General features: G+C 44.9%; 29 protein-coding genes and 1 pseudogene. 27 read left to right on the forward strand and 3 right to left on the reverse strand.

Annotation, left to right across the window (positions count from 1 at the left end; translation table 11 throughout):
* The first annotated feature begins 121 nt into the window (after window positions 1–121).
* Window positions 122–856: a YheC/YheD family protein gene (locus tag AC6ESO_RS28765; protein WP_497094388.1), complete on the forward strand. Its 735-nt coding sequence runs from the start codon at window positions 122–124 to the stop codon at window positions 854–856.
* Between the two features lie 73 nt (window positions 857–929).
* Here the strand turns inward: AC6ESO_RS28765 and AC6ESO_RS28770 are convergent, their stop codons facing one another.
* Window positions 930–1583 (reverse strand): histidine phosphatase family protein, encoded by a 654-nt coding sequence (locus AC6ESO_RS28770; RefSeq protein WP_497094389.1) that lies wholly within the window; start codon window positions 1581–1583, stop codon window positions 930–932.
* 220 nt (window positions 1584–1803) lie between these two features.
* Between AC6ESO_RS28770 and AC6ESO_RS28775 the strand changes: the two genes are divergently transcribed.
* The 6 genes from AC6ESO_RS28775 to AC6ESO_RS28800 all read left to right on the forward strand — a co-directional run bounded on the left by AC6ESO_RS28775 (window position 1804) and on the right by AC6ESO_RS28800 (window position 5455).
* Window positions 1804–2583 (forward strand): sulfite exporter TauE/SafE family protein, encoded by a 780-nt coding sequence (locus tag AC6ESO_RS28775; protein WP_497094390.1) that lies wholly within the window; start codon window positions 1804–1806, stop codon window positions 2581–2583.
* A gap of 28 nt (window positions 2584–2611) precedes the next feature.
* Entirely contained in the window at window positions 2612–3193 is a 582-nt protein-coding gene (locus tag AC6ESO_RS28780) for a sulfurtransferase TusA family protein (protein ID WP_497094391.1), read from the forward strand.
* Window positions 3194–3212: 19 nt separating this feature from the next.
* Window positions 3213–4349 (forward strand): MBL fold metallo-hydrolase, encoded by a 1137-nt coding sequence (locus AC6ESO_RS28785; protein WP_497094424.1) that lies wholly within the window; start codon window positions 3213–3215, stop codon window positions 4347–4349.
* A gap of 12 nt (window positions 4350–4361) precedes the next feature.
* Window positions 4362–4589, forward strand: coding sequence for a sulfurtransferase TusA family protein (locus AC6ESO_RS28790; RefSeq protein WP_497094392.1), 228 nt, complete (start codon window positions 4362–4364; stop codon window positions 4587–4589).
* A 71-nt stretch (window positions 4590–4660) separates the two neighbouring features.
* A complete protein-coding gene (locus AC6ESO_RS28795) occupies window positions 4661–5143 on the forward strand; it encodes a DsrE/DsrF/DrsH-like family protein (RefSeq protein ID WP_497094393.1) in 483 nt (160 codons plus the stop codon).
* 51 nt (window positions 5144–5194) lie between these two features.
* Window positions 5195–5455 (forward strand): metal-sensitive transcriptional regulator, encoded by a 261-nt coding sequence (locus AC6ESO_RS28800; protein ID WP_497094394.1) that lies wholly within the window; start codon window positions 5195–5197, stop codon window positions 5453–5455.
* 236 nt (window positions 5456–5691) lie between these two features.
* On the opposite strand, the gene AC6ESO_RS28805 is transcribed toward AC6ESO_RS28800, so the two are convergent.
* Window positions 5692–6186: a ferritin family protein gene (locus AC6ESO_RS28805; protein ID WP_497094395.1), complete on the reverse strand. Its 495-nt coding sequence runs from the start codon at window positions 6184–6186 to the stop codon at window positions 5692–5694.
* Window positions 6187–6401: 215 nt separating this feature from the next.
* Here AC6ESO_RS28805 and AC6ESO_RS28810 point away from each other — a divergent pair, with 215 nt between their 5' ends.
* The 20 genes and pseudogenes from AC6ESO_RS28810 to AC6ESO_RS28905 all read left to right on the forward strand — a co-directional run bounded on the left by AC6ESO_RS28810 (window position 6402) and on the right by AC6ESO_RS28905 (window position 24859).
* Entirely contained in the window at window positions 6402–8492 is a 2091-nt protein-coding gene (locus AC6ESO_RS28810) for a catalase (RefSeq protein WP_497094396.1), read from the forward strand.
* Window positions 8493–8778: 286 nt separating this feature from the next.
* A complete protein-coding gene (locus AC6ESO_RS28815) occupies window positions 8779–9471 on the forward strand; it encodes a response regulator transcription factor (RefSeq protein WP_497094397.1) in 693 nt (230 codons plus the stop codon).
* A 1-nt stretch (window position 9472) separates the two neighbouring features.
* On the forward strand, window positions 9473–10570 hold the full coding sequence (locus AC6ESO_RS28820; RefSeq protein ID WP_497094398.1) for a HAMP domain-containing sensor histidine kinase: 1098 nt from the start codon (window positions 9473–9475) through the stop codon (window positions 10568–10570).
* A 30-nt stretch (window positions 10571–10600) separates the two neighbouring features.
* Window positions 10601–11443 (forward strand): DUF8832 domain-containing protein, encoded by an 843-nt coding sequence (locus AC6ESO_RS28825; protein WP_497094399.1) that lies wholly within the window; start codon window positions 10601–10603, stop codon window positions 11441–11443.
* A gap of 240 nt (window positions 11444–11683) precedes the next feature.
* Window positions 11684–11995 carry a hypothetical protein gene (locus tag AC6ESO_RS28830; protein WP_497094400.1) on the forward strand — a complete coding sequence of 104 codons (312 nt, stop codon included), beginning with the start codon at window positions 11684–11686 and terminating at the stop codon, window positions 11993–11995.
* A 560-nt stretch (window positions 11996–12555) separates the two neighbouring features.
* Complete coding sequence (locus AC6ESO_RS28835) at window positions 12556–13692, forward strand: hypothetical protein (RefSeq protein WP_497094401.1); 1137 nt, start codon at window positions 12556–12558, stop codon at window positions 13690–13692.
* 3 nt (window positions 13693–13695) lie between these two features.
* Window positions 13696–14022, forward strand: coding sequence for a prepilin-type N-terminal cleavage/methylation domain-containing protein (locus AC6ESO_RS28840; RefSeq protein WP_497094402.1), 327 nt, complete (start codon window positions 13696–13698; stop codon window positions 14020–14022).
* Window positions 14023–14052: 30 nt separating this feature from the next.
* Window positions 14053–14574, forward strand: coding sequence for a PilW family protein (locus AC6ESO_RS28845; protein ID WP_497094403.1), 522 nt, complete (start codon window positions 14053–14055; stop codon window positions 14572–14574).
* 28 nt (window positions 14575–14602) lie between these two features.
* The gene (locus AC6ESO_RS28850; RefSeq protein WP_497094404.1) at window positions 14603–15556 is read left to right on the forward strand and encodes a hypothetical protein; all 954 of its coding nucleotides are present in this window, start codon (window positions 14603–14605) and stop codon (window positions 15554–15556) included.
* Complete coding sequence (locus tag AC6ESO_RS28855) at window positions 15516–17174, forward strand: GspE/PulE family protein (protein ID WP_497094405.1); 1659 nt, start codon at window positions 15516–15518, stop codon at window positions 17172–17174. Before AC6ESO_RS28850 ends, AC6ESO_RS28855 begins: the two co-directional genes overlap by 41 nt.
* Window positions 17175–17185: 11 nt before the next feature.
* Complete coding sequence (locus tag AC6ESO_RS28860) at window positions 17186–18226, forward strand: type IV pilus twitching motility protein PilT (protein ID WP_497094406.1); 1041 nt, start codon at window positions 17186–17188, stop codon at window positions 18224–18226.
* Between the two features lies 1 nt (window position 18227).
* The gene (locus AC6ESO_RS28865; protein ID WP_497094407.1) at window positions 18228–19442 is read left to right on the forward strand and encodes a type II secretion system F family protein; all 1215 of its coding nucleotides are present in this window, start codon (window positions 18228–18230) and stop codon (window positions 19440–19442) included.
* Between the two features lie 39 nt (window positions 19443–19481).
* Window positions 19482–19985, forward strand: coding sequence for a type IV pilin protein (locus AC6ESO_RS28870; RefSeq protein ID WP_497094408.1), 504 nt, complete (start codon window positions 19482–19484; stop codon window positions 19983–19985).
* 83 nt (window positions 19986–20068) lie between these two features.
* Entirely contained in the window at window positions 20069–20830 is a 762-nt protein-coding gene (locus tag AC6ESO_RS28875; protein WP_497094409.1) for a prepilin peptidase, read from the forward strand.
* 26 nt (window positions 20831–20856) lie between these two features.
* Window positions 20857–21846, forward strand: a complete 990-nt coding sequence (gene pilM, locus AC6ESO_RS28880) for a type IV pilus biogenesis protein PilM (RefSeq protein WP_497094410.1) — start codon at window positions 20857–20859, stop codon at window positions 21844–21846.
* A complete protein-coding gene (locus AC6ESO_RS28885; RefSeq protein ID WP_497094411.1) occupies window positions 21846–22445 on the forward strand; it encodes a PilN domain-containing protein in 600 nt (199 codons plus the stop codon). Before pilM ends, AC6ESO_RS28885 begins: the two co-directional genes overlap by 1 nt.
* A gap of 5 nt (window positions 22446–22450) precedes the next feature.
* A complete protein-coding gene (locus AC6ESO_RS28890) occupies window positions 22451–23203 on the forward strand; it encodes a hypothetical protein (RefSeq protein ID WP_497094412.1) in 753 nt (250 codons plus the stop codon).
* A 254-nt stretch (window positions 23204–23457) separates the two neighbouring features.
* Window positions 23458–24000, forward strand: a pseudogene (locus AC6ESO_RS28895) (IS110 family transposase); the annotation flags it as partial.
* A 474-nt stretch (window positions 24001–24474) separates the two neighbouring features.
* On the forward strand, window positions 24475–24606 hold the full coding sequence (locus tag AC6ESO_RS28900; RefSeq protein ID WP_497094413.1) for a hypothetical protein: 132 nt from the start codon (window positions 24475–24477) through the stop codon (window positions 24604–24606).
* Window positions 24590–24859, forward strand: a complete 270-nt coding sequence (locus tag AC6ESO_RS28905) for a hypothetical protein (protein ID WP_497094414.1) — start codon at window positions 24590–24592, stop codon at window positions 24857–24859. Before AC6ESO_RS28900 ends, AC6ESO_RS28905 begins: the two co-directional genes overlap by 17 nt.
* Before the next feature lie 106 nt (window positions 24860–24965).
* On the opposite strand, the gene AC6ESO_RS28910 is transcribed toward AC6ESO_RS28905, so the two are convergent.
* Window positions 24966–25676 carry a DUF421 domain-containing protein gene (locus tag AC6ESO_RS28910; RefSeq protein WP_497094415.1) on the reverse strand — a complete coding sequence of 237 codons (711 nt, stop codon included), beginning with the start codon at window positions 25674–25676 and terminating at the stop codon, window positions 24966–24968.
* Window positions 25677–26400 lie beyond the last annotated feature (724 nt).

Genomic DNA, 26400 nt, shown 5'->3' on the forward strand with positions numbered 1-26400 from the left:
ATTAATTATTAAGCTAATAGTCCAGTTCCAGAATTACTAAGATGAATAAATTGTTGCAGGAAGCATCCAGTCACCTGATAACAAGTCAGAGGCATGAAATGTTATAGTAAGGAGATGAGAAATGTCACGACACGTATATAGTAAGTGGGTAAAAACCAACGCAATACGCAAGCATGCAGCAATCGAATCTCATGTGCCTGATACGCTTAGATTGACTAAGTCGTCGTTATTCAATAAGTTGAAACGTTATAATATGGTATATGTTAAGCCTGAAGTTGGAACGTTCGGAAATGGTGTTATGCGGGTTGAGTGTGGATCAGGTGGTTATAAGTTTCAAAAAGGGGCAAAGGTCCATACATTCGTATGCTACGATGCTTTGTATAAATCCATTTTACGTCACACTGGCGGAAAGCGGTATTTGGTGCAGAAGGGCATTCATCTACTCAAGCATCAAGGGGGGAGATTTGACCTTCGAGTCATGGTTCAATATTCTCCAGATCGTAAGTGGAGGACAACGGGGATTATTGGAAGGGTTGCAGCCAAAAACAAAATCGTGACTAATTTCCATAATGGCGGAAAGTTAGTCCCGGCAAAACGGCTATTGACTCCGCATACGAGTAAAGCAAAAAGCTTGTTGAAATCACTCTCGAAACTAGGCGTTCGAGTCGGGAAAGCGATGAAATCTGCATTTCCAGGCGTTTACGTTGTCGGACTTGATGTGGCGCTGGATAAAACCTTGCATCCCTGGATCCTTGAAGTGAATACAAGTCCTGATCCGTATATTTTCAAAAAACATGAGGATCCAAAAGTGTTTAGGACTATCATGAGATATGCACGATCCTATCCAAAGAAGTAGTAGGGAATCCTTTACCATTCAGGTTGACATTATTAAAGAAGCCCGGCGATTTAATATCGTCCGGGCTTTTATATTAGGCTTTTGACCATCTTATTAACTCTTCGGGCGTAATTCTACCCACAACTTCATACCCGTTGCCAAATCCTTTTGGCTTTATGATGATAGCTCCTAGGTTCGGAATTTCACCAAGAGCTACATGAGTTGGGAAGGTGTGAGCGACGATGACTGTGTTTGAACCTCGAGCAGGAGGAGTTTCAAATATTTTCGTTAGACCCGATAATATTTGCTGCTTCTCTTCAGTTGGAAGACCATCTATTTTTAATCTTTCAATGGTGGCTAAGTTGGGGTCTACAGTTACATTTTTTTTACCGAAAATAATATCGGCCGTATCCTTTGCCCGACAATAGGGGTCAGACACGACCGGGAAATGAATGGGAAAGGGATTTTTCCTAAAAACATCTCCGATTGCCTGAGCTTGTTCCTTACCAAAATTACTTAGATTTCTCTGTGTTTGGCAATCATTTAGGTTAAGATTCGGTTGATCTTGGCCAATGGTTGCCTCTCCATGACGAAAATAAATAATGAATCCACCTTTTTTCAAATTATCGAGTATCGCTTTATTGTTTCCAAGGTCGAGATTGCGAGCATCAACCCCTGTAACAGAAAAAAGGAGGAGAATGCTATAAATTACGAATGTGATCTTTATTTTAAGGGACACAAACCTCATCGTCCTTTCAGAGTTTATGACATTCTCATCGTGTAGTGTTGACTAAAAAGAAAAAGTTTATTATATTATTGTCATACCCATACGGGTATATGTATCTATGAAAAGGGGGTTATACAAAGTCTTTGATCGAAATCTGGAGCGAATTTTTTTTGCTCGAAAATATACCCCGAGGGGTATGTGTAAGCTATATAGGATTTTACATTAGAAAGGCAGGAGCCCCATGGATTTGGCGTGGATAATGACCATATTCGTTATTGGCTTCTTGGGCTCATTCATTTCCGGTATGGTGGGGATCGGCGGTTCAATTATTTACTACCCGATGCTGCTCTTTATTCCATCAGCTCTCGGATTTACGGCTTTTACCGTACAAGAAGTAACAGCAATCAGTGCAATTCAAGTTTTCTTCGCAAGCTTCATGGGAATGCTCGTTTTCCGAAAGGGAGGACTTGTCAATAAAACCTTAGTTCTTTACATGGGCATTTTTATAATCACTGGAAGCTTCTTAGGAAGCTTTGTTTCTAATACACTACCCAGTTCCGCAATCAATATCGTATATGCCATTTTAGCTCTGATTGCATCTGTAATGATGTTTCTGCCGAAAAAAGGAATTGATGCACAAGATATAAACCAAGTGACAATTAAAAAACCTCTAGCCATTACTTTAGCTTTAATAATCGGTACTGTTTCTGGAATTGTCGGGGCAGCTGGCGCATTTATAACGGTCCCTGTCATGCTTGTTGTACTTAAAATACCAACAAGGGTTGCAATTGCTTCTTCGCTCGCAATTACATTTATTTCTTCAATTGGATCAACAACAGGAAAACTAATGGGTGGACATATGTTATTGCTGCCATCCTTAGTTCTAATTATTGCCAGCACAATTGCGTCACCAATTGGAGCGAAAATAAGTAAAAATATCAACACAAAGATTCTTCAATGGATCTTGGCCGGATTAATCACAGCTACCGTCATAAAAATTTGGATTTCAATATTATTCTAGGCGGTAAATAATTAGAGGAGGACATTGAATGACTACTTTGAAGGTCAACCGAACATTGGAATGCGAAGGCCTGGCATGTCCGCTGCCGGTGGTTCGTACTAAGAAAGCAATGGAAGAGATGAAAACAGGTGAAGTATTAGAAGTACGCGCAACTGACAGTGGTTCTGTAGCTGATCTACAAAGCTGGGCAAAGCGCACCGGTCAGCAATATATCGGATTGAAGGAAGAAAACGGTGTATTTAGACATTACATCCGTAAATCGGATCAAACAGAAACCAAAGAAGAACGTAAATTTCCGCATACGATTTACAATGAAGAACTCCGGAAAAAAATCTCAGAGGGTGAAGCGTTAAACATAGTTGATGTGCGTGAGCCAGCTGAGTATGCTTTCTGTCGGATACCTGGAGCTAAGTCTATCCCATTAGGAGACATTGAAGAGCGGATCTATGAGCTTGATCCAAGTCAGGAATATGTCATAGTATGCCGCAGCGGTAATCGCAGTGATATGGCATGTCATGCATTAATGGAGAAAGGCTTTATTAAAGTGATAAATGCTGTTCAAGGAATGATTGAATGGACAGGAGAAATCGAAGAGGACGAATTAATCTAGGAGGGTGAAAATGACAGCTCTGAAAATACAAAAAGTATCCGCTAAAGAAATGACAAAAATGATTCTTAATAACGAATATTTGTTTATCCTAGATGTTCGGAATGAGTCGGATTTCAGTGATTGGAAAATAGAAGGAAATAAAGTAGAGATCATCAACATTCCTTACTTTGATTTATTGGATGATATTAGTCCTGCTTTGGATAAAATCCCAGCTGATAGACCAGTTGTAGTGGTATGCGCTAAAGAGGGTTCGTCCATTTTTGTCGCGGAACAACTCGCTGAGGCTGGGTTAAACCATGTCTCCTATCTTGAAGGTGGTATGAAATCGTGGAGTGAGTACCTTGAGCCTGTTAAGGTAGCTGATCTGTCCGGTGGAGGTGAGCTTTATCAATTTGTTCGTATCGGAAAAGGCTGCTTGTCCTATATGGTGCTTTCGTACGGGGAAGCAGCAATTATCGATACAAGCCGCATGATCGATCAATATGAGCAATTTATGCAAGAAAATAGCGTAACGCTAGTCCACACGATCGATACCCATCTTCATGCTGATCACATCTCTGGAGGTAGAGCACTGGCTCAGAAGTACGTCGCTTCTTATCATTTGCCACCAAAAGATGCAACGGAAGTAACGTTTGAGTATGAAGAACTGGTGGAAGGTAAAGACATTACGGTTGGTCAAGAAACCATTAAGGTACAGCCTATCTATACACCGGGACACACCATCGGATCCACATCCTTCATTATAGATAATAAGTATATCTTGACTGGAGATATCCTCTTCATCGAGTCGATTGGACGTCCCGATTTGGCAGGACTTGCGGAGGATTGGGTAGGAGATCTTCGTACTACCCTGTACAGCCGCTATACAGAACTTTCTGAAGAACTGATTGTACTTCCTGCTCATTTCGGAAAAGTAACCGAACTTGGTAAAGGCGGACTTGTATCCGGTCGCTTAGGTACTCTATATAGCGAAAATCCAGGACTGAATATTGAAGATGAGAGCGAATTCCGCCGAACAGTAACTGAAAACTTGCCACCTCAACCGAATTCATACCATGAAATTCGCCAAGCCAATATGGGAAAAATAACGCCAAATAAAGAAGAACAGCGTGAAATGGAAATCGGCCCTAACCGTTGTGCAGTTCACGATAAATAAGGAGGAAAAACAATGAACAGCGATAAAGTGTTGGATGCTAAAGGCATGGCTTGTCCTATGCCGATTGTAAAAACAAAAAAGTCGGTGGATGAACTTCAATCAGGTCAAGTATTAGAAGTGCACGCGACAGATAAAGGTGCTAAAAATGATCTTACGGCTTGGACTAAAAGCACAGGACATGAATTATTAGGCAGCAAAGAGGAAAATGGCGTATATAAGTTTTGGATCAGAAAAGCCTAATTTTAATTTTTTTTTGAAAAGATTTAATACCCATACGCGTATGTGTATAATTAAGAAAGGACGATATACTCTTGTCAGAAAATAAAGAAAAAACAACGATTGTTCTGTTTAGTGGAGAATTAGATAAGGCTATAGCAGCATTTATTATCGCAAACGGTGCGGCAGCATATGACCAAGAAGTAACCATCTTCTTTACATTTTGGGGGCTGAACGCGCTTCGCAAAGATGAACAAGTAGTTGTCAAAAAAGGATTCTTGGAAAACATATTTGCTAAACTGATGCCTCGAGGTCCTAATAAACTGGGTTTATCCAAAATGAATTTTGGCGGAATGGGACCTAAAATGATCAAGCATGTTATGAAGAAGCATCATGCTCTGTCACTACCGGAACTCATTGAATTGGCTAAAGAGCAGGGGGTCAAATTAGTGGCGTGCACCATGACAATGGACTTGCTCGGTTTGCAAAAGGAAGAACTGCTGGGAGGCATCGAATACGCAGGTGTTGCTGCATATTTGGGCGATGCTACAGATGCTAGAGTGAATTTATTTATTTAATGTATCAATGATATACAACCCATACCTGTACTCGGATTTGGAGGTTATCTCATGCAATACGATGAAGATGTAAAAAGAAGATTAAAGCGTGTTGAAGGGCAGATTCGCGGAGTTTTGAAAATGATGGAGGAAGAACAGCATTGTAAGGATGTCGTAGCCCAGTTATCCGCCGTCAGAAGCGCAGCTGATAAAGCGATCGCTTATATCGTTGCAGTAAACCTGGAACAGTGTATTACTGAAGAAAAAGAAGCCGGTGGAGATACAAGCAAACTAGTCAAACAAGCGGTTGAGTTATTGGTCAAAAGCCGCTAAAATTCATTCGAAATATTAAAAAATCATTAGCAAAAGGGCTAATGATTTTTTAAATTGAAGCATTAAAAATTCGACTTTTATAGTATGTATTATAGTTTAAAATTAGTTCTACAGTAAATAAGAAGTTGAAGTATTAAGGTCAGACAAATGAAAGTGCATAACCGAATATCGACCGGAACAAATTATATAAAACAAAACCCGGTTCAACGCCGGGTTTTGTTACGAATACTGATATCTTAAGACCATGTACTATGATAGAACCGGGTATTTAGATTGCGCAAAAGCAAATTGTTATACTTAGCAGCATGCTTCTGTTCATCCACGATGATGCCGTACAAGGTATCCTTATAGATACCGCTCGGAAGTCCAAACCAGATCTTTCTGTATTTCTCAACAGCAGCTAATTCGCCCTCGAACGCTTGTTGTAAGCCATCCATGTACGAGGTCACAATAGGATTTTCTTCGTTCAATGTCCCTGTAACTTCATAGCCGGTTAAGTCCTTGTACATTTGCCTAAACATAAGATTGTGACCCCGTTCATCGTCTCTTATCGAGGCGATGATGGCAGCTTGCTGTGCATTCGGTGCCATCTTGATCAACTGATCATAAAACAATTCGTCACTTCGTTCTCCTTGCACAGACTCCTTAATCAGTTCAGCTGCTTGCTGGGGCGTGGTTAGCCAGATGGGTACAAGTGAAGGAGCTCTCCAAAAAGGATTCACATAATTCATAACTTTCCTCCAAGGTCAGAAGATAGTAGGCACATGTCATCATATTCACTACACCTCAAATGGTGAGAATAAACTAACAGCTAATGAACAAAATGGTTATACAATAAGTGACGTCAAGCGATTCTTGCTAAGATTTACCATACTCATTGCTAAATAAGGATATATTAGGTTGGTGCTGAGGATAATACACTTAATCTTGATGTGGAGGGCTATCTATGAAGGAAAAGGACAGTATTAAACAAAAGCAGTTGGATGCCTATCGCGTTACGGATAAAGGCGAAGCTCTAACGACGAATCAGGGTTTGCGAGTCGAAGATGACGAACACTCCCTTAAAGTCGGTCCGCGCGGGCCGACCATAATGGAGGATTTTCACTTTCGGGAGAAAATGACCCATTTCGATCATGAGCGTATACCTGAACGTGTCGTACATGCGAGAGGCTTCGGCGCCCATGGCGAATTTGAGCTGTACGAATCGCTCACTGAGTACACAAAGGCGAAGTTTTTAACCGATACGTCGAAACGGACTCCTTTGTTTGTGCGATTTTCCACAGTGGCAGGGTCAAGGGGGTCAAGCGATACAGTACGAGACGTACGCGGTTTTGCGGTTAAATTCTATACTGAGGAAGGGAACTACGATCTCGTCGGCAACAACATGCCCGTTTTCTTTATTCAAGATGCGGTTAAATTTCCAGACTTCATACATGCTGTAAAGCCCGAGCCGCCAAATGAGATACCGCAAGCTTCGTCGGCACATGATACGTTCTGGGATTTCGTAAGTACGAATACTGAATCTGCTCATATGATCATGTGGGTGATGTCAGGACGAGCGCTTCCTCGCAGCTTTCGCATGATGGAGGGTTTCGGCGTTCATACGTTCAGATTCATTAATGAACATGGCAAGTCACATTTTGTAAAGTTCCACTGGAAGCCGAAGCTGGGCGTACACTCGCTGGTATGGGATGAGACCCAGAAGGTAGCCGGTAAAGACCCGGACTTCAACCGCCGTGATCTGTGGAATGCAATCGAGCAAGGGAACTACCCTGAATTCGAGCTCGGTGTTCAAATCTTGAAAGAAGAAGATGAATTCAGCTTCGACTTCGATATATTGGATGCGACGAAACTATGGCCGGAAGAGCTTGTGCCCGTGCGAATCGTTGGGAAAATGACTCTGAACCGGAATACGGATAATTTCTTCGCAGAAACAGAACAGGTCGCATTTCATGTTGGCCATCTTGTGCCAGGCATTGATTTCACGAATGATCCATTGCTACAAGGAAGGCTATTCTCTTATACCGACACGCAACTGCTTCGTCTCGGAGGTCCGAATTTCGCGGAAATTCCGATTAATCGTCCAATCGCGCCTGTACATAACAATCAACGAGACGGCATGCATCGGATGACAATAAACCAGGGGCAGACGAGCTATCATAAGAACAGACTGGCAAACAATGATCCTGCGCCAGTACCTCCGAGTGAAGGCGGTTATCGCCATTACGAGGAGAAGGTGGAAGGGAGGAAGATCAAGGCTAGAAGCAATAGTTTTGATGATCATTTCAGCCAAGCTTCGATGTTCTGGCATAGCATGTCTCCCATCGAGCAAAGTCAGATCGTGGACGCATTCCGGTTCGAGCTGGGTAAAGTAACTTCTAAAGAAATTAGGCAGCGTGTGGTGGATGTATTCAGCCAAGTGGCAGAGGATCTTGCGGAGCGAATCGCCGAAGGAATCGGAGCTACCCCAAACAAAGGAGTCGCTGCTACACCGACAGCCATATCTCCTGCGCTCAGTATGATGACTAAGGCGAAGACAGCTGCTACACGTAAGGTGGCGGTGATGCTCGGATCGGGCTATCAATCGGCAGAGGTACAAGCACTGCTAAAAGAGTTGACCGCGTCCAAAGTAACGGCGGAGATTGTAAGTATAACTCTTGCACCAGTAAAAGGGGCTGACGGTACGCATATTGAGCCTCAGCAATCGCTGCTAACGGCAGCATCCGTGTTGTATGATGCTGTCTATGTTACCGGCGGAGCGCAAGGTGTGGACGAGCTGCTTAGCGACGTTACATCAACTGGATTCGTTCGTGAAGCGTTCCAGCATTATAAGACAATTGCTGCTGTAGGCGATGGTGTACGTCTCCTTATTGATGCAGGTGCTGTAAATGCCGCAGGGGAGAAAGAGGCTCAGTCGAATGGAATTCTGATTGCCGAAGAAAAAAGCGCAGAAACTTCATTCTTCGCCTCATTCATTGAAGCGATCGCCCAGCACCGACATTGGGATCGGATATTACAGTCGCACTTGGGAAAATAGATATTATCTAAGCAGCCCACACCTATAAATTAACGTGTGGGCTACTTAACGTTTTCGGATTTCTTCACATGTTCATTTTAGTTGCATCTCTGGCAGCAACCTTCTACATAAAATCATCACAAGTGAGAGTTAATATGGTAGATATACCAGATTGTCATCAATAAAAGACGAGATGCCGAAGTTTAAGAGTGATTATATGGAGAACTTAAAAGAAGAAGCTCACAGGACGGGAAATGACTTGTGCCTTGTTGGCGTAATTCATGGCTATTATAAGAAGAGGTGTCGAATGAAGACTGTTTTAATGGTAGATGATGAAGAAAAGATTCGTGATGTGGTTATTTCTTATTTACAAAAGGACGGGTACCACACCTTAGAAGCCGACACAGGCGGTCAAGCACTCGATATGATACGCAACGGCGTGAATATTGATCTTGTCATATTAGATTTAATGCTGCCGGATTTATCGGGTGAAGAAGTGTGCAAAGCGATTCGACAATTTTCAACTATACCCGTTATTATGTTAACCGCTAAAATAGCCGAAGAAGATCGAATTCATGGATTATTGCTTGGCGCGGATGATTACGTTCTAAAACCATTCAGCCCGCGTGAATTAATGGCTAGAGTTAAGGCAAACTTGCGCCGCTCACATGAAGATGTGCTACTTGCAGAGAAGATATCTTTTCATAATGGCGATCTCGTCATTCATCCATCAAAACATGAAGTAAACAAAAATGGTCATCCGTTAAGCCTTACGCCTAATGAATATAAATTATTGTTATCATTTGCTCGGCACCCAGGCAGAACATTTACGCGCGAGGAGCTCATTGCTAAGGTGCACGGATTCGATTTTGAAGGTGATGCTCGAGCGATAGACCAGCATGTCAAAAATCTACGCCATAAAATTGAAACAGACCCTAAAAATCCGAAATATATCCTAACAGTGTTTGCAGTAGGATATCGGTTTTCCGGAGGCGCATAGGATGAGAGGACTGAAAGCTCGAATTGCAATTGCATGTATTTGTATTGCCTCCGGTGTATTGCTTATCTCGACTTTTACATTTATTTTTGAAGCCCATTACCATCTAACAATGGTTCAAAAGAATACAGAAGATATGAATTTAATCTCAAAGACATTTAATGATCATTTTGAACAGGCACTTATGCAATCCGTGTTACTGATATCCATTCTCGGCATTATTCTTGCGATTATCATCAGTCTATTGGTGGCAAAGCGAATTACTGCCCCGCTTATTCAAATGAAAAGCGTTGCTGAAAGAATGGCAAAAGGGGAGCTAACATCTCGCGCGAATGTAATGGGCAGCGATGAAATAGCTGATCTCGGTAATTCAATTAATCATCTTGCCGAACAATTAATGCTCCAAGAGCTGCTTCGCAAAACAATGACTGCTGACGTCGCCCACGAATTAAGAACGCCGCTGGCAACGCTTAAGAGCCATTTGGAAGCAATGATCGAGGGCGTTTGGGAGCCGACTCCTAAACGCTTAAAGTCATGCTTTGATGAAATTGAACGGCTTCGTTTTTTGGTAGGTGACTTAGAGCAATTGACAGAAGTGGAGTCTCCGAATTTTAAATTAAGGCTGGAAGAAGAAAATATTGCGGCAATTGTTCAGCACCATGTCGATTCAAGCCAAGCTGAGTTTAATAAAAAAGGAGTACATCTCATATTTCGAGACACATCCTATGTAAAAACTGAAATCGATAAGCTGCGATTCGGTCAAATTATAACGAATTTACTAGGTAATGCCTTGAAGTTCACCCCCAAGGCCGGGAACGTTTCGATTGAAATAGAGGAGAAGAGTGACGCGGTTTGTATCAGGATTATGGATACGGGGATTGGCATCGATGATAAGGAGCTTACATTTGTTTTTGAACGTTTCTATCGTGCGGATAAATCTCGCGACCGTAAATCCGGTGGAAGCGGCCTTGGACTTACAATTGTAAAAAAATTGGTTGAAGCTCATGGCGGAACCATAACGATTCGAAGCCAAAGAGAGAAGGGAACACTCGTTGAATTTAACATTCCGAAATCACACAAGATCTACACAAGTATTCTCTAAAATGAATGTGAGAATTGCAGGGGGGATACTATGAAAAAATTTACGTTTACAATGTTGGTTACTATTAGTCTGTTGTCAGGGTGCGGAAAAATGGATCATTCTGGAATGGGCAATATGGCTGGAATGAACCATAATGAAGAAAGTCATAAGAATATGGCGCCAATCGCGGACGCTTCACAAGCAGAACATGTTAAAGCCATGTTTATGCTCTCTAAGGATCAACCACAGCCGAACCAGGATACGACGATTACAGTTGATATACAAGATAAAGACGGGAAGGCAATAGAACAATTTGATGTTAATCATGAAAAAAAGATGCATATGATTATCGTAAGTAAAGACCTTTCTTACTTTAATCACATCCATCCCGATTATAATGGGAAGGATGAGTTTACAGTAAAGACGCAGTTTCCGAGTGCAGGACAATACGAAATAATAGCTGATTTTGCTCCGACCGGTATAGGTGCGATGAGCAAAAGCCATTGGATTACAGTGGAAGGGAATGCACCAGTAGCGAAGTCCATCGAAGCCGATGCTTCTCTCACCAAGATTGTTGACGGCAAAGAAATAACTCTTTCATTCGATCATCTTATGGCAAATATGGATTTGAGTCTGAAGTTCAACATAAAAGATGCAATATCGAAGGAACCAGTTACGAATTTACAGCCGTATCTTGGAGCAGTAGGTCATGTCGTTATTCTTACTAAAGAGGGCGGAGAATATCTGCATGTGCATCCAGTTGATGAAAAATCATCGGGACCGGATGCTAAATTTAGGGTTACTTTCCCGCACAGCGGCGTGTATAAAATTTGGGGGCAGTTTCAACAAACCGGAAAAGTCTTTACTGTTCCATTTGTTGTGGAAGTACCATGATTTTTTTGTCTTAAAGAATTGTTATGAAGCGCGGCATCCTGACTGGATGCCGCGCTTCATTTTGGGTTTATCAACCAATTTCGATATTCCGATGGAGTATTTTACTTTTACGGTTGAGAATGCGTTGAAGAAAAATGGAGTACAAGGTGACCACTGCGATTGGATAAGCACGAACCAATGGCGAGACGCAATTCGTTTATCAGTTTTGTCGAATCTGGCAGTAGAACAAGGAGGTTGAGAATGAATTTTGTTTGGAGAAAGGAATGGACCAAGGCGTATGGAACGCCTTGGTCCAATTTTGAAAAGCTGGCATTTGCTAATTGCCTTGAGCGAGATGACATTCTACGTTTTTTCGGAATTGCCACAGAAAAACATTGGAACTGGAGGACAGTGGATCAAAGCAAGATATGTCAGTTGGATCGGGAAAGTACTGAACGTGGAATCGGAACCGGCAAAGGGAAACTCGCTCGGTTCTGCGGCAACCATTATCGGACCTGCGGGTTAGCGAAAAACATCGAGTCATGTCGACTGAGTTTGGAAATGATTACATAATGTTAAAGTGGGTACAATTGCTCATTAATTGAATTATTTATACTTTAGCAAAAACGCAATCGTGAGAGTTATTAATATAGTATAAACGCAATTCGTCGATTAATTAGTAGAATTTAACGAGTAAACTGTTGTCGATTACATATTAAACAGATTAATTTTTGTAAGGAAAGATAAATTATTTGAACATTAGAACTATTAAATTTAATATGAAATGAGGTTTTTATATTATTTAATACTAGAAATTTTTAGGGTACATAATGTTAATAAATGGGAGATTTACATAACGACAAATAATGATTCGAAACGCGAAGTTATATCGCTGTGCGATAGCGAGATCTCACAAAAACCTCCGAATATAAAGGATTTTAGGGTAGATTAAATCGCGATAAATGTCGGAATTTGCACCTCTAAAAAATTTAAGAAATCTTTAAAAAAGTAATGACAATATTCCAATTACTGTGATACACTCTGCCTAGAAATGAGGGAAAAATAGGAATGAAGTCACAACGTGCTGAAAAGAAGCAGTCTTTGTAAGTACAAAGAGAAAGGTCGATGCTGCGATGCTGAGGAATGAAAGAGGAGTTGCGCTTCCGATCGTTCTGTTGATTGCGACCGTCTTGATCATCCTGGGTATATCCTTGATTAGCATCAGCGCTAACGGCATGAAGCGTGAGGATTTCCAGGAGAAGAAGATCCAGGCCTACTATCTTGCGAGATCGGGTGCTAATGCGATCGCCGATTATATCATCAAGACGTACAACTACCAATCAATCCAAACCAAGATAGATACACTCAACAATGAAATCAAAAACACGAATGTCCGGTTAGATCCGCTCGACAGCACCAAAACCTTTACCGTACAAGTGAACAAAGTGTCCGGCACCACAGATAAACTGCAAATTGTTTCAACGGGAAAAGTAAACACCGTCCAGGAGAAGACGACGCTGATGCTGGAAACCGGCGGATTCTTTTTCGGAGGCGAGACGGTATTTGCTTATAACAAAATCCTTGGTAACGGAAAAACAAAGGTTGACGGTGATGTCGCAACGAATCAGCCGGCATCGTCCAATCCGGTTACGACCAATGTGACCGGCGATATTATATATGACGCGAAAAGGACGTATCCGGACGCACAGTATCCGAGTTACGCAAACAAAGATTGCGACTTGACGCTGAATAACAATAAAGCACCTGTAAGCAGCGGGTGTTACAGCGATAACGGCATGAATAATAAGGACGTAATCACCATTTCAGTAAACGTTGGCAATACGGATATTTCGCTTGATTTAACCCGTTTGAAGGACATTAAAGGCGGCAATGACATGACGTCCTTAACCTTCAATGTGACCAAACAAAATGCCGATTCGACGGGCAGAGTATTACTCTTTTTCGACAGTTTGGACTTCAGCGGCGGTTCAACCCTTGCAATCAAAGGTGTACCCAATTCGGTTGTCGTTTTCTTCAAAGGTGATTTAAAAGCTTCAGGACAAGTGGATTTTCAAAACGTTGCCTTATATGCTCCTAAATCGACCATCACGTTAAATGGCGGCATAACATTTTCAGGGACTATGATCGCAGATACGGTGAATCTGACCGGCCATTCGTCAGTTTCGGAATCGGACAGCTTCACGTATGTGGAATATTCTGATTCGGTCTCTCCTGTCAAGGTCTATAACAAGGGCGATTGGGGAGGTTAGGACATGAAAATGATCATGAAAACGATCAGGAAAGAGCAAGGCTTTACATTAATCGAAGTGCTTGCCGCAGGCGTGATTCTCGTAATTCTGCTAACGGCGTTCCTGGGCTATTTCATAAACGGGTCGGGCGTGATTTCGGGTATCGGCGAACAAGGGAAAAACTTGTATGAAGCGCAGCTGAATTTAGAGAAGAAGACCGATTCCGATTTGGCAGGTGCGACATCTTGGTCCTATGTTTACCCGGGGTCACTGGGCATTATGCTTACTGGGAAAGTAGCCACGGTTACCATTCAAGGCAATGAAAAACTAAAAGCGCTTTTTTCACAATGAAGACAGGTGTCGGGGGACGAGGAGGCAGCCATGATTGGTCATAAAGCGTTGAATTCAAATGGGTTAACTTTAGTGGAATTATTGGCGGCAATCGTTATTTTTGCGCTGGTGCTTACCGTCGCGGTTCCGGTTATGCTCATCGGCGTCCGAACTTATAGCGTGGGCCAAGAGAAAAGCAGCTTGCATGATCAAGTTCAACTGGCTTCCCTGTCGCTCACCAAAGAGCTTCGATATGCGAAGGAAGTCAGTATCGTCCCGGCATGTCCCGCGTCAGGCTTTAACTGTATTTACGTAGAAAGCGCTTCACCCAAATCTCTAAGTAAAAAATCGGTTTCAGGACTCACGGGGAATTTCATCAAGGACCTTAAGGGAAAGCAAAGCATTGATGCGACGTTTTCGTACACTATGGGAGTGAAGCAGGATAATTTGCTCAAGATCGTCATTCAAGGCGCGACCTCTGCCCGCAGCTATGAGATCCAAACCGAACTCGTTCTTCTCAATACGAAGGCGATCGGCGGTTTAACGACCGGTCATGCCATCAAATACAAGTAAAGCCATCTGAAAGGTGGGACTCATTCCAATGAAAAAGGCAAAGAAACTAGCGGTCGCACTCTGTATTGCGTCATTATCTTGTACTTACACCAATTCTCTATCAGCTGAAACAGCGGAGACGAAAGGCGGTGTCGATTACACGACCGCATCCCCCGAAGTCAAGAAACAGATGGAAGCGGATAAGAAGCGGATTGAGCAGACGGATGGCTTTAAGCTGAGTGAATTTAAGCGAACGCAGGACGTGATCAAAGACTTGCTCACACTGGGCAAAGATATTTCTTACCAAGAAGCTTATCTGAAGCAGCTGCTGGAGCTGTCGGGAACGGACAAATTGATTTCACAGAACGCGATTGCATTTGATGACACAAGCGGCTCATTGAAGAAATGGACGGAATACTTAAACGGAACCGTGATTGAACCGAACCATGCTTTGTCTTTGCTTGGCGCCTTAAAAGAGCTGCAGCCGGCAAGCTCCGATGCGCTGAATGTGCTCGCAACCGGAATCTATTCCGTTGTTTTGCAGAGCAACTTCAGTCTCCTCGAGCGATCCATTGGCCGTACACTGCCGGATTATGCGAAGCTCGGTTATGAAGCCAAAACGGTTCCAGGACGCGCCGACCTCAAATTCGCGAACACAAATGAAACCCCTTACAAGGTGTTTCTCGAATATTACAACGGAGTACTGTACACGTATCTCGCAGGCGCTCCGCTCGAGGCGAAATATCGAATCGCCACGGAAGACGTACATACCATAGCGCCGCGCACCGTAAAGCAATCCGGTACGATAGGAGTAAATGCCGGGAAGCCGGGTTCTTACGCCGTCATCTATCGCCTGACAATCGATGCCAATAACGTCGTCACCAAGAAGGAACGCATCTCTGAGGATTATTACGCGCCGGCAAACCGGATTGAGACAACTGTGCGAAGCGAGGGTGATAAGGATGAAGCAGCAGGGCCGACGGCTGGGGGAGCTTCTGGTTGAAGCAGGGTTAATTACAAGCCAGCAGCTGCAATATGCGCTGGGACTCAAGAAGGATAATCAGAAGTTGGGGGAGCTGCTGATTCGGGAGGGTATTCTCACCGAGCGGCAGATCATGAAGGCGCTCGAGAGCCAGCTCTCGATTCCTTTTGTTGGTCTTTATCAATATGACATCGACAAGAAGATATTGAATCTCGTCCCTAAGCAGCTTGCAGAACGCTATATGACGCTGCCGCTCAAAATCGATAATGACAGGCTGCATGTTGCGATGGCGGATCCGCTCGATTTCATTGCCATTGAGGATTTGCAAATGGCGACCGGTTTTAAAATCGAACGCGTCATTGCCACGAAAGATGATATTAACCGATCGATCAACAAGTATTACGGGATTGACGAATCGATGGAGCTGCTCCTCGAGGAGCAGCAGGTCCAGGAAACGCGGGAAGACAGCTTTCCGGAGGATGATTCTCCGGTTATCAAGCTGGTCAATCAAATTTTGATGAATGCCGTAGCTAATAAAGCGAGCGATATTCATTTTGACCCACGTGAGACTAAGCTGGTCATTCGTTATCGGGTGGACGGTGTGCTGCTGATTGACCGCGTACTGCCGAAGCAGATGCAGAATATGCTGACAGCGCGGATTAAAATTATGTCGAATTTAAACATCACTGAGCACCGCGTCCCTCAGGACGGCCGAATTAAGCTGAATGTCGACCGCTATCATATCGATATCCGCGTATCCACGCTGCCGACCGTTTATGGGGAGAAGATCGTTATGCGGATTTTGGATTCGACAAGCACGTTCAAGGAATTGGACAAAATGGGCTTTCATCCGGACAATTATGAACGTTTTGCCCGCATGATTGAACGGCCTACCGGAATCGTACTGATCACGGGGCCTACGGGGTCGGGGAAAACATCAACGCTTTATGCGGCACTTAACCGGCTGAACACCGATCAGGTCAATATTATATCGGTCGAGGATCCGGTTGAATACCAGCTTGAAGGGGTCAATCAGATTCAGGTGAACGCCAATGTCGGTTTAACCTTCGCAGCGGGGCTTCGGGCAATTTTAAGGCAGGATCCGAACATTGTCATGGTAGGGGAAATTCGGGATACGGAAACGGCTGAAATCGCGATGCGGGCAGCACTGACAGGTCATCTCGTGCTTAGTACGATTCATACAAACGATTCGATCAGCACGATTACAAGGCTCGTAGATATGGGCATTGAACCGTTTCTCGTTGCCGCTTCACTGGCCGGGATCGTCGCGCAAAGGCTTGTCCGACGTGTATGCCGTGACTGCGGTCAGCCGCATACGCCAACGGTTCGAGAAGCGGAGATCTTCCGCAGCCGGGGAATGACCATCGAACGTATCACTCGCGGTAAAGGCTGCAGCAATTGCAGCATGACAGGGTATAAGGGGCGGATTGCAATTCATGAAATACTCGTCATTAATGATGAAATCCGCAAGCTGATTATGGATAACAGCTCGCTTCGGAGCATAAGAGCGTACGCGAAGAACAGCGGCATGATTTTTCTGATGGATGACGGTCTCATGAAAGTAGCCCAAGGTTTGACAACGACGGAAGAAGTGCTGCAGGTTGCAATTGGAGAATAGGAGGTGAGAACGTGAAAGAGAAGATTGACGGGCTGCTGCTTGATGCATTTAACAAGAAGGCGTCGGATATCCATCTGACGATCGGATCCCCCCCCATTCTGCGGATTAACGGGAGTTTGAGGGAACATGGCGACGCTGTACTGACCTCAGAGGATACGGAAGAGATGGCGCGTGTCATCGTCCGTGAAGAGCATTGGGCGCTGTTTGTAGAGAAGGGCGAGCTGGACTTAGCGTATGCGCTGCCGAATATTTGCCGATTCCGGGTGAATGTGTTCTATCAGCGGGCGCATATCAGCTTGGCTTTACGGATTATCCCAACGAACATTCCTTCTCTGGAATCGCTGCAGATGCCTGAAGTGCTGAAGAAGATCTGCACGAAACCGCAAGGACTGTTCTTGGTTACCGGGCCTACCGGGAGCGGCAAATCGACGACGCTTGCTTCTATGCTCGATCATTTGAACAAGACGGATCGCAAGCATGTCATTACGCTGGAGGATCCGATCGAGTATCTGCACAAGCATGAGAAGAGCATTATCGTGCAGCGTGAGGTCGGGCACGATACGTTGAGCTTTTCGAACGGTCTGCGCGCTGCGCTGCGGCAGGACCCCGATGTTATTTTAGTCGGCGAGCTCCGGGATTTAGAGACGATCTCTACCGCCATCTCGGCATCGGAAACCGGCCATCTCGTGCTCGGCACCTTGCATACAACGGATGCTCCGTCCACGATTGACCGGATCATCGACGTCTTCCCGCCGAATCAGCAGCAGCAAGTCCGGATTCAGCTCGCTTCCGTGCTGCTTGGCGTATTATCGCAGAGGCTGTTCCCGACAGTGAATTACAGCGGAAGACGGGCTGCTACGGAGCTTCTGATTAATACAGCGGGGGTCGCTAATTTGATCCGCAGCGAAAAGGTGCACCAGATTCCGAACATTATGCAGACAAGCCGCGCGTCAGGCATGCATACGCTGGACATGTCGATCAGGGATCTGATTCAGCATGATATTATCTCGCGAGAGGCTGCCGGACCTTATTTGAAGGAGATGACGATCTAACATGGCGCAGTTTCAATATGTCGGACGTCAGCGCACCGGGAGAATGACGAAAGGGAAGTTGGTCAGTGACTCCAGAAGGACAGCTGTATTGCGGCTCAGGGAGAAAGGAATTGCCGTCACTCATATTCAAGAGGTTGAGGCTACGCTGTTCAACAAGGAAATCAATATATACTTAGGCAGTCCGGTGAAGCTGCAGCATTTTGTCATCTATATGCGGCAGTTTGCAACATTGATCCGAGCGGGTGTATCTATCGTTGAAGCAACGCGGATCCTAGCGGAGCAAACCGACAGCAAGGCACTAAGAAAGGCGCTGCAGCAGGTAGAGACAGATATCCGAGGAGGAGAAGCGTTCTCCGATTCGGTGGAGAAGCATCCGAAAATTTTCCCACCCTTATTTATTCATATGATCCGGGCAAGTGAATACAGCGGTACGTTAGACGAAACGTTAAACCGACTTGCAATTACGTTCGAGAAGCAGCATGTGACGCGGCAAAAAATCAAGTCGGCTTTGTCCTACCCGCTGATGCTGATGGTCGCTTGCGTAGGAGCAGCTGTTTACTTACTGACCAATGTCGTGCCTACGTTTGCCTCCATGTTCGTAAGTATGGATGCCGAGCTTCCGACAATTACCCGAGTCGTCCTCGGTGTCAGTGAGTGGATGCAAAGCTTCTGGTGGCTGCTGCTGATCTTCGCGATCGGGATCGTTATTGGCATCGTACTGGCGAAGAGGAATCCTGCAGGCGCCTATCAATTGGATTATGCGCTGCTCAAATTGCCCCTGTTCGGGGCGCTGCTCAGGAAGGCAACCATTGCTAGAATGGCAAGAACGTTAAGTTCGTTGTTTTCTAGCTCTGTTCCCATATTACATGCCATTGATATTGTGGAGAAAGTTGTCTTGAACAAGGTCATGTCAGCTGTTCTGGAGACATCGAAACAAACTCTAGAGAGAGGGGGGATGCTGAGCGAACCGTTCAGCAAGCATTGGATTTTCCCGCCGCTTGTGACGCAGATGGTCAAGATCGGCGAACAAACGGGTTCCTTGGATGCCATGCTTTCCAAAATAGCCGACTTCTACGAAATGGAAGTCGATATGGCGGCTGACAGGTTGAAATCAATGATTGAGCCAATCATGATCGTCATTATGGCTGCAGTGGTCGGGGTCATCGTATTATCCATTATTGTTCCGATGTTTGATATTTTCCAGCACGTACACTAGTTCAACCCAAAAATACGAAAATAAAGGGAGAAATGATCCATGTTGAAACGTTACTTGAAAAATCAAAAAGGCTTGACTCTAATCGAACTATTGGCTGTCGTAGTTATCCTCGGGATCATTGCTGCCATTGCGGTTCCTAGCGTGTTTAAAATCATCAACAACTCGAAGAAAGACGCCGAAGTTGCGAATGCGATTCAAATGATTAGCAGTGCGAAGCTTATGGTAGCCGGTGGAACTGTCACTGTCCCTGCATCTACTGCCACTCCTAACTATATAACTATTAAATTATCAGATATGACTACTAATGGAGACTTAGCTTCTGGTGTTACAGATCCATTCACTAAGAAAGCTTATGACACTACTAACTCATATGTTAAAGTTACTGCTGGTGCTACTGAGCCAACATATTCTGTTATTTTAGTAACCCCAGCCGCAGATGGAAGTCACGGTCTTCATAATATTGCTGAGACTGGTGATACAGATGATGGTGCTGCTGGTGACCCAGTTACAGAAGGAAAAATAGATAGAGGCGACGCCTATTAATTAGATACTATCGTGACAACCCTCCCTCGGGAGGGTTGTCATTAATACCAAGCATCCAAACCAAGCCCACAAAGGATGATGACATGACAGCCTTCTACTATACCTATTCGTTTCTCATCGGACTTATTGGAGGATCTTTCTTCAATGTAGTCGGGTTCCGTGTCCCTAAACAGCTGTCTATCGTTCGTCCCGGATCACACTGCGGTCATTGCCGGCGGAATTTGAAGCCGATGGAGCTAGTACCGGTACTCTCTTATTTGATTCAGCAAGGGAAATGCAAAGGCTGCCAGCAGCGCATTTCACCGATCTATCCGCTCATTGAACTCGCAACCGCTCTACTCTTTCTACTTTCACCGCTTCTGCTGGGCTTGTCTTGGGAAGTGTCAGTCGCTTGGCTCCTCATCTCATTGCTCGTCATTATTACGGTTTCGGATATCGCCTATATGCTTATCCCAGATAAGGTTCTGCTTGCTTTCGGAGTGCCGCTTGCAATACTAAGAATCTTCTTCCTTCCGATCGGCGCATGGTGGGAGCCGCTGCTTGGCGCATCTGTCGGTTTTACGCTTCTACTCCTCATTGCCATTGTCAGCAAAGGCGGCATGGGCGGCGGAGATATTAAGCTGTTTGCCGTATTAGGTCTTGTTTTTGGTTGGAAAGGAATAATGCTCGTGTTTTTCTTCTCTACAGTAATTGGCACATTAATCGGACTCATTGGTATGAGAGCAGGTAAGGTTCGGAAAGGCAAACCGATGCCATTCGCTCCGGCGATTGCGCTCGGGACGATATTGGCATTTTTCTTCGGCGAACAGGCGTTACACTGGTACATTACGACATTTGTTTCTTAGTCGTTACATATTGGGGGTCAATCGTGATGAGCTTTCGGTTCAGTCTCAAGAAGAAAGACGCTGTCAATTTGGTTATTAAGGATCATGTCATCCGTTTCCTGGACGGCCGTGACATCGATTCCATTAAAATTTTCGGTGAATGCTACCTTCCCGACGGTTTAATCTCCGGCGGGAAGATCATGGATACAAGGAAACTGCAGCAACTGCTGCAGCCTTACATCAAGCAGTGGGGAATCCAAGGTCGGGACATTCGCATTACGCTCCCCGATCCGGTAGTCGTTGTGCGCAATCTTCAGGTTCCGGCGGACGTGGAGGATCACGAGCTGAAAAGCCATATCTATATGGAGCTTGGCACGAGCATCCATCTGCCAATCGAGCAGCCTGTCTTTGACACGGCGATTCTCGCTCAATCCGACCAGAAAAAGGACATTATGCTGTATACGGCTCCTGAGCCGATCGTTACCGAATATGTCAAGCTGCTGAAATCGCTCAAGCTGGAGGCGATTGCGGCGGATATTTCTCCGCTTGCCGTCTACAGGCTGTTTAATCAGCTCAGCCTGGTCGGGGCGGAGGATCATGTGCTTTGCGTCCAGTTTGATGTGCTCTCGGTTACGGCAAGTATTTTCAAAGGGCATAAGCTGATTCTTATGAGGCATGTCAAAATGGAAGCAAGTATCAAGGATTGGAAGCTCGAGCAGGATGCAATCGGACATGAGCATTTGGTTTGGGCCGGAGATCCCGAACGGATGTCGGATGAACTTCAGAGCATGCTCGTGGAAATCGAACGCGTCATGAATTATTACCGCTTTACCTTCAGCCAAGGCCGGGATCAGATTACGAAAATGATGCTGACCGGCGATCACCCCCAGCTGCACCAAATCTACGACCGAATTAAAAACATGACGGACGTGCTTATCATGTCACTGCATGATAAAGACTTCAAGACGTCTAAAGGCATGGTTGTTCCGGTTCGGCATTTCGCTTCGCTCGGACTTGCCCTGAAAGGAGCGCATTAATGCAGCTTATCGATATCAATCTGCTCCCGAGGCAGGAGAAGGCAAGCAGCGCCTTTAAGGCAATAACGTTGGGGATTATCCTTTGTACGATTATTGGTAGCATTGCATTGGCGGCCACTTACTATGTGATCGATCAAAAGCTCGCAACGGTATCGCAGGAGCTCGAAAGCACAAAGAAGCTTCAAACCGTCCTAGATAAGAAGCTCGCCGAAGGAAATGTCAACACTTCTGCCGCGAATGGCCTGCAGGCGGTACTTTCAACCGTAGAGAGGTTCTCTATGCCTGCGGTTTCCATCGTCAATTATCTTGTAGCGCTGCTGCCGGAGCGTGGCTTTATTCAGAACTTTAACTACAGTAACGATACGGTCCAGATGGCCGTTCAATTCGACACTTTATATGAGACGTCTGCATTTCTTGATTCGCTCAACCGGACGGAATGGGTGGAAAGCGTTGTGATGCCGGGGGTTTCAATTGGTAATGAATCGCAAGCAGCCGCTTCAGCTGATGCGCCTGCAGAAACGGTGCCAAGGCATACGGCATCATTTCAAATCAAGCTGAACTTGAACGCAATTATGAAGACGGAGGGGCAGGAGAAGTGATGGGGATGCTGCAGAAGCGGAAAATCATCGTAGTGCTCTTCGTAGTGTTACTGGGGATCATGTTTTCGGTATCGTATACCTATTTAATCAGGCCGAAGGCGAGTGAGCTACTTCTAAATAAAACACAGCTTGCACAGAACAAGCTGCTGCTTAAGGCCGTAGAGGCTCGGCTTAAGAACCAGGAAGGTGTGCTGCAGAGCACCCTGAATTTGCAACGCAAACTGCCGGTGGAGCCGCTCATCGATCAATATTTGCTGGATCTCGAGAAGGCGGAGCTGCTGTCGGGGAGTAAGCTGCTGAACATCGGCATTACGGAAGCCGATGCTGCAGAGACGCTCCAGACAAGCACGGCCCAGCCTTCAAACGAACAGCCGGCTGCAGAAAGCAGCAGCGGCACTGCCGATCAAACGCAGGCGCAGGATCAGTCGGCAGAAACAGCTCCGGCCGCTGGGTCTCCTAATCACGCGGGCATTAAACAACTCACATTCGATCTGAATGTAAGCTCGCCTAATTATGAGGATATGCTTTCATTTGTCAGCAGGCTGGAGGGGCTAGAGCGGGTCAGCCGGATCGAATCCTTTGCGTTTTCCGGAAACGCAGCGAGTGATCAGCAGGGTGCAGCCGGACAGCCGTCGATAGGCATGGATTTTTCCATTTCGGTATCGACCTACTACGCATCCGGGATGGACGGGCTAGGAAGCGTGCTACCGTGGGTGGAGTATCCGAAACCGGCCGGCAAGAAAAACCCTTTCGAATAAGGGGCTAACGCGATCGGCCTTCTCCAAGTCCGAAATATGTAATCACTGAAATAACGGGCACGATAGCACAATAGAACATGACGGCAGCTGGATTGATTACCGGCTGCCGTTTTTCATTGAAATAACGGGCAGCATTCCTATTATGAAGAAATACGAGGTTTGAGAAATAAAAAGACTCCTTGGTATGATGTTAATGGGGTCCACGACGCTGGCCGGCTGAACGGATCCCAAAAACAAACCAAGGAGAACACAACATGAATTTTAATCAAAATGAACGAATTAATCAAATCACATCTTCTACCTTAATTGTCGGTGTAGACATCGCAAAATATAAACATGTGGCTCGTGCACAAGACAATCGCGGAGTCGAGTTCGGGAAGCCAATTATGTTTGAAAATAACCTGGCAGGCTTCGAGTTGTTTGTGAGCTGGTATCAGAAGATCTTAACGGAACAAGGTTTCCAAGACGTTATTGTTGGCATGGAACCAATCGGTCACTACTGGCTGAACCTTGCTCATTTTCTTAGAGAAAAGCAAGTTAAGTACGGCGTTGTGAATCCGCTGCACGTGAAAAAGAGCAAAGAGTTAGACGACAACTCTCCAACTAAAAATGACATCAAGGATGCGAAGGTTATTGCACAGCTGGTCAAAGACGGAAGATACGCCGTGCCAAGCCTTCCTCAGGGCATTTATGCGGAATTGAGGGAAGCGATGAAGATTCGCGATCACCTAACGACTGACCTTTGTGTGGTCCAAGCACGTGTCCATAACTGGCTAGATCGGTACTTTCCAGAGTTTCTAACAGCACGGATGAGTCGGAAAGGCACTATCCATACGGACGAAGATCCTGCCCTCGCAGCATATCTGACCTCCACCTCATGGACAGGTTGAATGAAGGAATGTGGGAGCGTAGACTCTGCGAGATGTGGGAGGGTAGACCGCCATGAGTTTATGTGGAGATCCAAGGTGCAACCATACTTTACCTGAGCAACCACTTTTTACAGAGAGTGGTCTAGGTGGAGGCTTTTTTCGCGCCTTTACTAGCCCCAACAATTTCTTCATCTACAACTTCGTTCCATCCAAATGTTATCTGTGAAGAAGGACACTTGGTCCAAATCTAAGAAAACGAGAGCACTTAAGAGAAAAGCGATTTTCCATAGAGGGAGGATTGTGTCGTGTAATAAAATTCCATATCAAAGTGCCTTTATTCCATTTCGGATTTTAAGATCAGTCGTTAAGATTTAATTAAAGTAAGGTGAGGAGGGGACAACATTGATAAGTGTAGTAGTTGGTTCTGGTGGGAGCAAAAATGATGAAGATTGGTTGCACACCGAGGAACATGAGTTAAGTTTATTGGAAGGTGAGAATTGGGATAACAAGTTTGACCTTGATTCAGTTGATTGATGTCATATTAGTAGAGCATGTTTGGGAACATCTTACTTACGATGAAGGAGTTTCAGCAGCAAACTTATGCTTTAGATATCTAAAGGCGGGTGGATACATCCGCTGTGCGGTACCAGATGGTTATTTTAAAGAGGAAGCTTATCAAAAAATTGTCAAGATCGGTGATCCAGGTCCTAAAGATCACCATGCGGCTTCTCAGAAAATCGTACATACTTATCAATCATTACGAACCATGTTCAATGAAGCAGGTTAACGGCCAGGATTGGGGGAATCTTCGGAGAATGCGGCTCACCGAACAAGGGGTGCGAACGTCGCTATATTAGCACCGGTTGGTGGAATAATAACGCTCATCGACACGTTCATTCCGAATTGATTGGGTGCTTGATATGGTCTTCGTAGAGGTCGAAGAAGAGGCTGCCGTTCGTTCCTTGGACCGCGTAGCACACTTGCTCCAGGCGAAGATTTCTTTTGGCGAGTTGCTGCTCTAGCCATTGCGGACCGAGACCCGGTTGATGGAGGTTGGCGTCCACGACCTTACCGTCCATGATCAGCTCGACGGGAAACCTGGTTTTCCCTTTGCTCGTAAGGGCTAAGTCTTTTCTCGTCACCTGACGGTATTCGGGCTTGCGAAGGACAGAAAGCTTGCCGTTCAGCTCTAGAATGGCGAACTCGACTTCTTCAATATTGAAAATTTCTTTCTCGCGGAGCTCTTGGTTCAACGTGTCGAGAGAAAACTTCTGTTTGCGCAAGTTATGCTCCAAGATTTTGCCTTCTTCGATGACGATGGTCGGCTTGCCGGCAATGATTTTTCGAAGCTTGCGGTTTTTCAACGAAATATGAGCCAACGCGTAGGCGATCGCCCCGAAAACGACGAGGGACGCCGTAAGGTTCCATATCTTCAGTCCCGTATTAAAGGCGATGTTGCCGGTAATGGCGCCGAGCGTGATCGAAGAGACGATATCGTGATAAGTCATCTGTGTGATTGTCTGCTTGCCCAGTATTCGAGTGACGATCATGATCAAAGCGAACGCGACGAACGTTCGCACGACCGTTTCCAGCAAGGGGTTCATAGCGTGCTCCTTCCACGGGGGCTTCGGCATGTCTGTCGCGTGGGGCAGTTTCCGAAGCTTATTTATTGTAGTATGCCTCGAAACGAATAAATGAACGGTTAACTACCTTTCCTGTAAGATTAGAACTCAAGTCATTGAATGTTTAGCAAAAAGAACCAATATGTAAAGTAGATAATACATTTTCCAATTGGCAACTGCATTATCTTTTTGTATGGATAAATTTATTCTTTCTAATTCTTCATATATTAATGAGAAGGCATGTCCGTTGGAGAGGTGTTTCCCCAAATGCTGAACAAAAACTTAATATGTCTATAACTTTATCTCTCTTTGTTATGCCACTACTACATATTGGATTTTGTGGGTCTGTTTTTAACTTATGGTAAAGTGGGGTAGAAGAGTAGAGATTTCGGAATGAATTTCGTTTGTAAATCGTTAAGTTAACGAGAACGTTAGCTCAATACTAAACTTTTGGACGGCAGCCGGATCGGCTGCCGTTTTTATGCTATCCAGGGAGTGGGGGTTGGTCCTAACTTTCAGATTTCATATTACAACATTATTTTTATTCAAATAAAGTCCTTTAATCATTGTGGTCTTGAAAAATAGGAGCAGCCGATACTGTGAATAGTACTTGAGAGTTGTGGAGCGGCTACTCATTTCACAATAAAGAGCCGTAAGAATGCTATCTCGTACGGCTCTTTTTTATATTAAATAATTGGTCCGGCAG

Source organism: Paenibacillus rhizoryzae (assembly GCF_059686995.1).

Bases quoted from the DNA above. Each gene is read 5' to 3' on its own strand.
- AC6ESO_RS28830 (WP_497094400.1), top strand. From the start codon at position 11,684: ATGAATTTTGTTTGGAGAAAGGAATGGACCAAGGCGTATGGAACGCCT.
- AC6ESO_RS28850 (WP_497094404.1), top strand. From the start codon at position 14,603: ATGAAAAAGGCAAAGAAACTAGCGGTCGCACTCTGTATTGCGTCATTA.
- pilM (WP_497094410.1), top strand. From the start codon at position 20,857: ATGAGCTTTCGGTTCAGTCTCAAGAAGAAAGACGCTGTCAATTTGGTT.
- AC6ESO_RS28855 (WP_497094405.1), top strand. From the start codon at position 15,516: ATGAAGCAGCAGGGCCGACGGCTGGGGGAGCTTCTGGTTGAAGCAGGG.
- AC6ESO_RS28825 (WP_497094399.1), top strand. From the start codon at position 10,601: ATGAAAAAATTTACGTTTACAATGTTGGTTACTATTAGTCTGTTGTCA.
- AC6ESO_RS28885 (WP_497094411.1), top strand. From the start codon at position 21,846: ATGCAGCTTATCGATATCAATCTGCTCCCGAGGCAGGAGAAGGCAAGC.
- AC6ESO_RS28810 (WP_497094396.1), top strand. From the start codon at position 6,402: ATGAAGGAAAAGGACAGTATTAAACAAAAGCAGTTGGATGCCTATCGC.
- AC6ESO_RS28770 (WP_497094389.1), bottom strand. From the start codon at position 1,583: ATGAGGTTTGTGTCCCTTAAAATAAAGATCACATTCGTAATTTATAGC.
- AC6ESO_RS28910 (WP_497094415.1), bottom strand. From the start codon at position 25,676: ATGAACCCCTTGCTGGAAACGGTCGTGCGAACGTTCGTCGCGTTCGCT.
- AC6ESO_RS28805 (WP_497094395.1), bottom strand. From the start codon at position 6,186: ATGAATTATGTGAATCCTTTTTGGAGAGCTCCTTCACTTGTACCCATC.
- AC6ESO_RS28790 (WP_497094392.1), top strand. From the start codon at position 4,362: ATGAACAGCGATAAAGTGTTGGATGCTAAAGGCATGGCTTGTCCTATG.
- AC6ESO_RS28840 (WP_497094402.1), top strand. From the start codon at position 13,696: ATGAAAATGATCATGAAAACGATCAGGAAAGAGCAAGGCTTTACATTA.
- AC6ESO_RS28765 (WP_497094388.1), top strand. From the start codon at position 122: ATGTCACGACACGTATATAGTAAGTGGGTAAAAACCAACGCAATACGC.
- AC6ESO_RS28780 (WP_497094391.1), top strand. From the start codon at position 2,612: ATGACTACTTTGAAGGTCAACCGAACATTGGAATGCGAAGGCCTGGCA.
- AC6ESO_RS28775 (WP_497094390.1), top strand. From the start codon at position 1,804: ATGGATTTGGCGTGGATAATGACCATATTCGTTATTGGCTTCTTGGGC.
- AC6ESO_RS28835 (WP_497094401.1), top strand. From the start codon at position 12,556: ATGCTGAGGAATGAAAGAGGAGTTGCGCTTCCGATCGTTCTGTTGATT.
- AC6ESO_RS28800 (WP_497094394.1), top strand. From the start codon at position 5,195: ATGCAATACGATGAAGATGTAAAAAGAAGATTAAAGCGTGTTGAAGGG.
- AC6ESO_RS28845 (WP_497094403.1), top strand. From the start codon at position 14,053: ATGATTGGTCATAAAGCGTTGAATTCAAATGGGTTAACTTTAGTGGAA.
- AC6ESO_RS28875 (WP_497094409.1), top strand. From the start codon at position 20,069: ATGACAGCCTTCTACTATACCTATTCGTTTCTCATCGGACTTATTGGA.
- AC6ESO_RS28865 (WP_497094407.1), top strand. From the start codon at position 18,228: ATGGCGCAGTTTCAATATGTCGGACGTCAGCGCACCGGGAGAATGACG.
- AC6ESO_RS28820 (WP_497094398.1), top strand. From the start codon at position 9,473: ATGAGAGGACTGAAAGCTCGAATTGCAATTGCATGTATTTGTATTGCC.
- AC6ESO_RS28890 (WP_497094412.1), top strand. From the start codon at position 22,451: ATGCTGCAGAAGCGGAAAATCATCGTAGTGCTCTTCGTAGTGTTACTG.
- AC6ESO_RS28815 (WP_497094397.1), top strand. From the start codon at position 8,779: ATGAAGACTGTTTTAATGGTAGATGATGAAGAAAAGATTCGTGATGTG.
- AC6ESO_RS28870 (WP_497094408.1), top strand. From the start codon at position 19,482: ATGTTGAAACGTTACTTGAAAAATCAAAAAGGCTTGACTCTAATCGAA.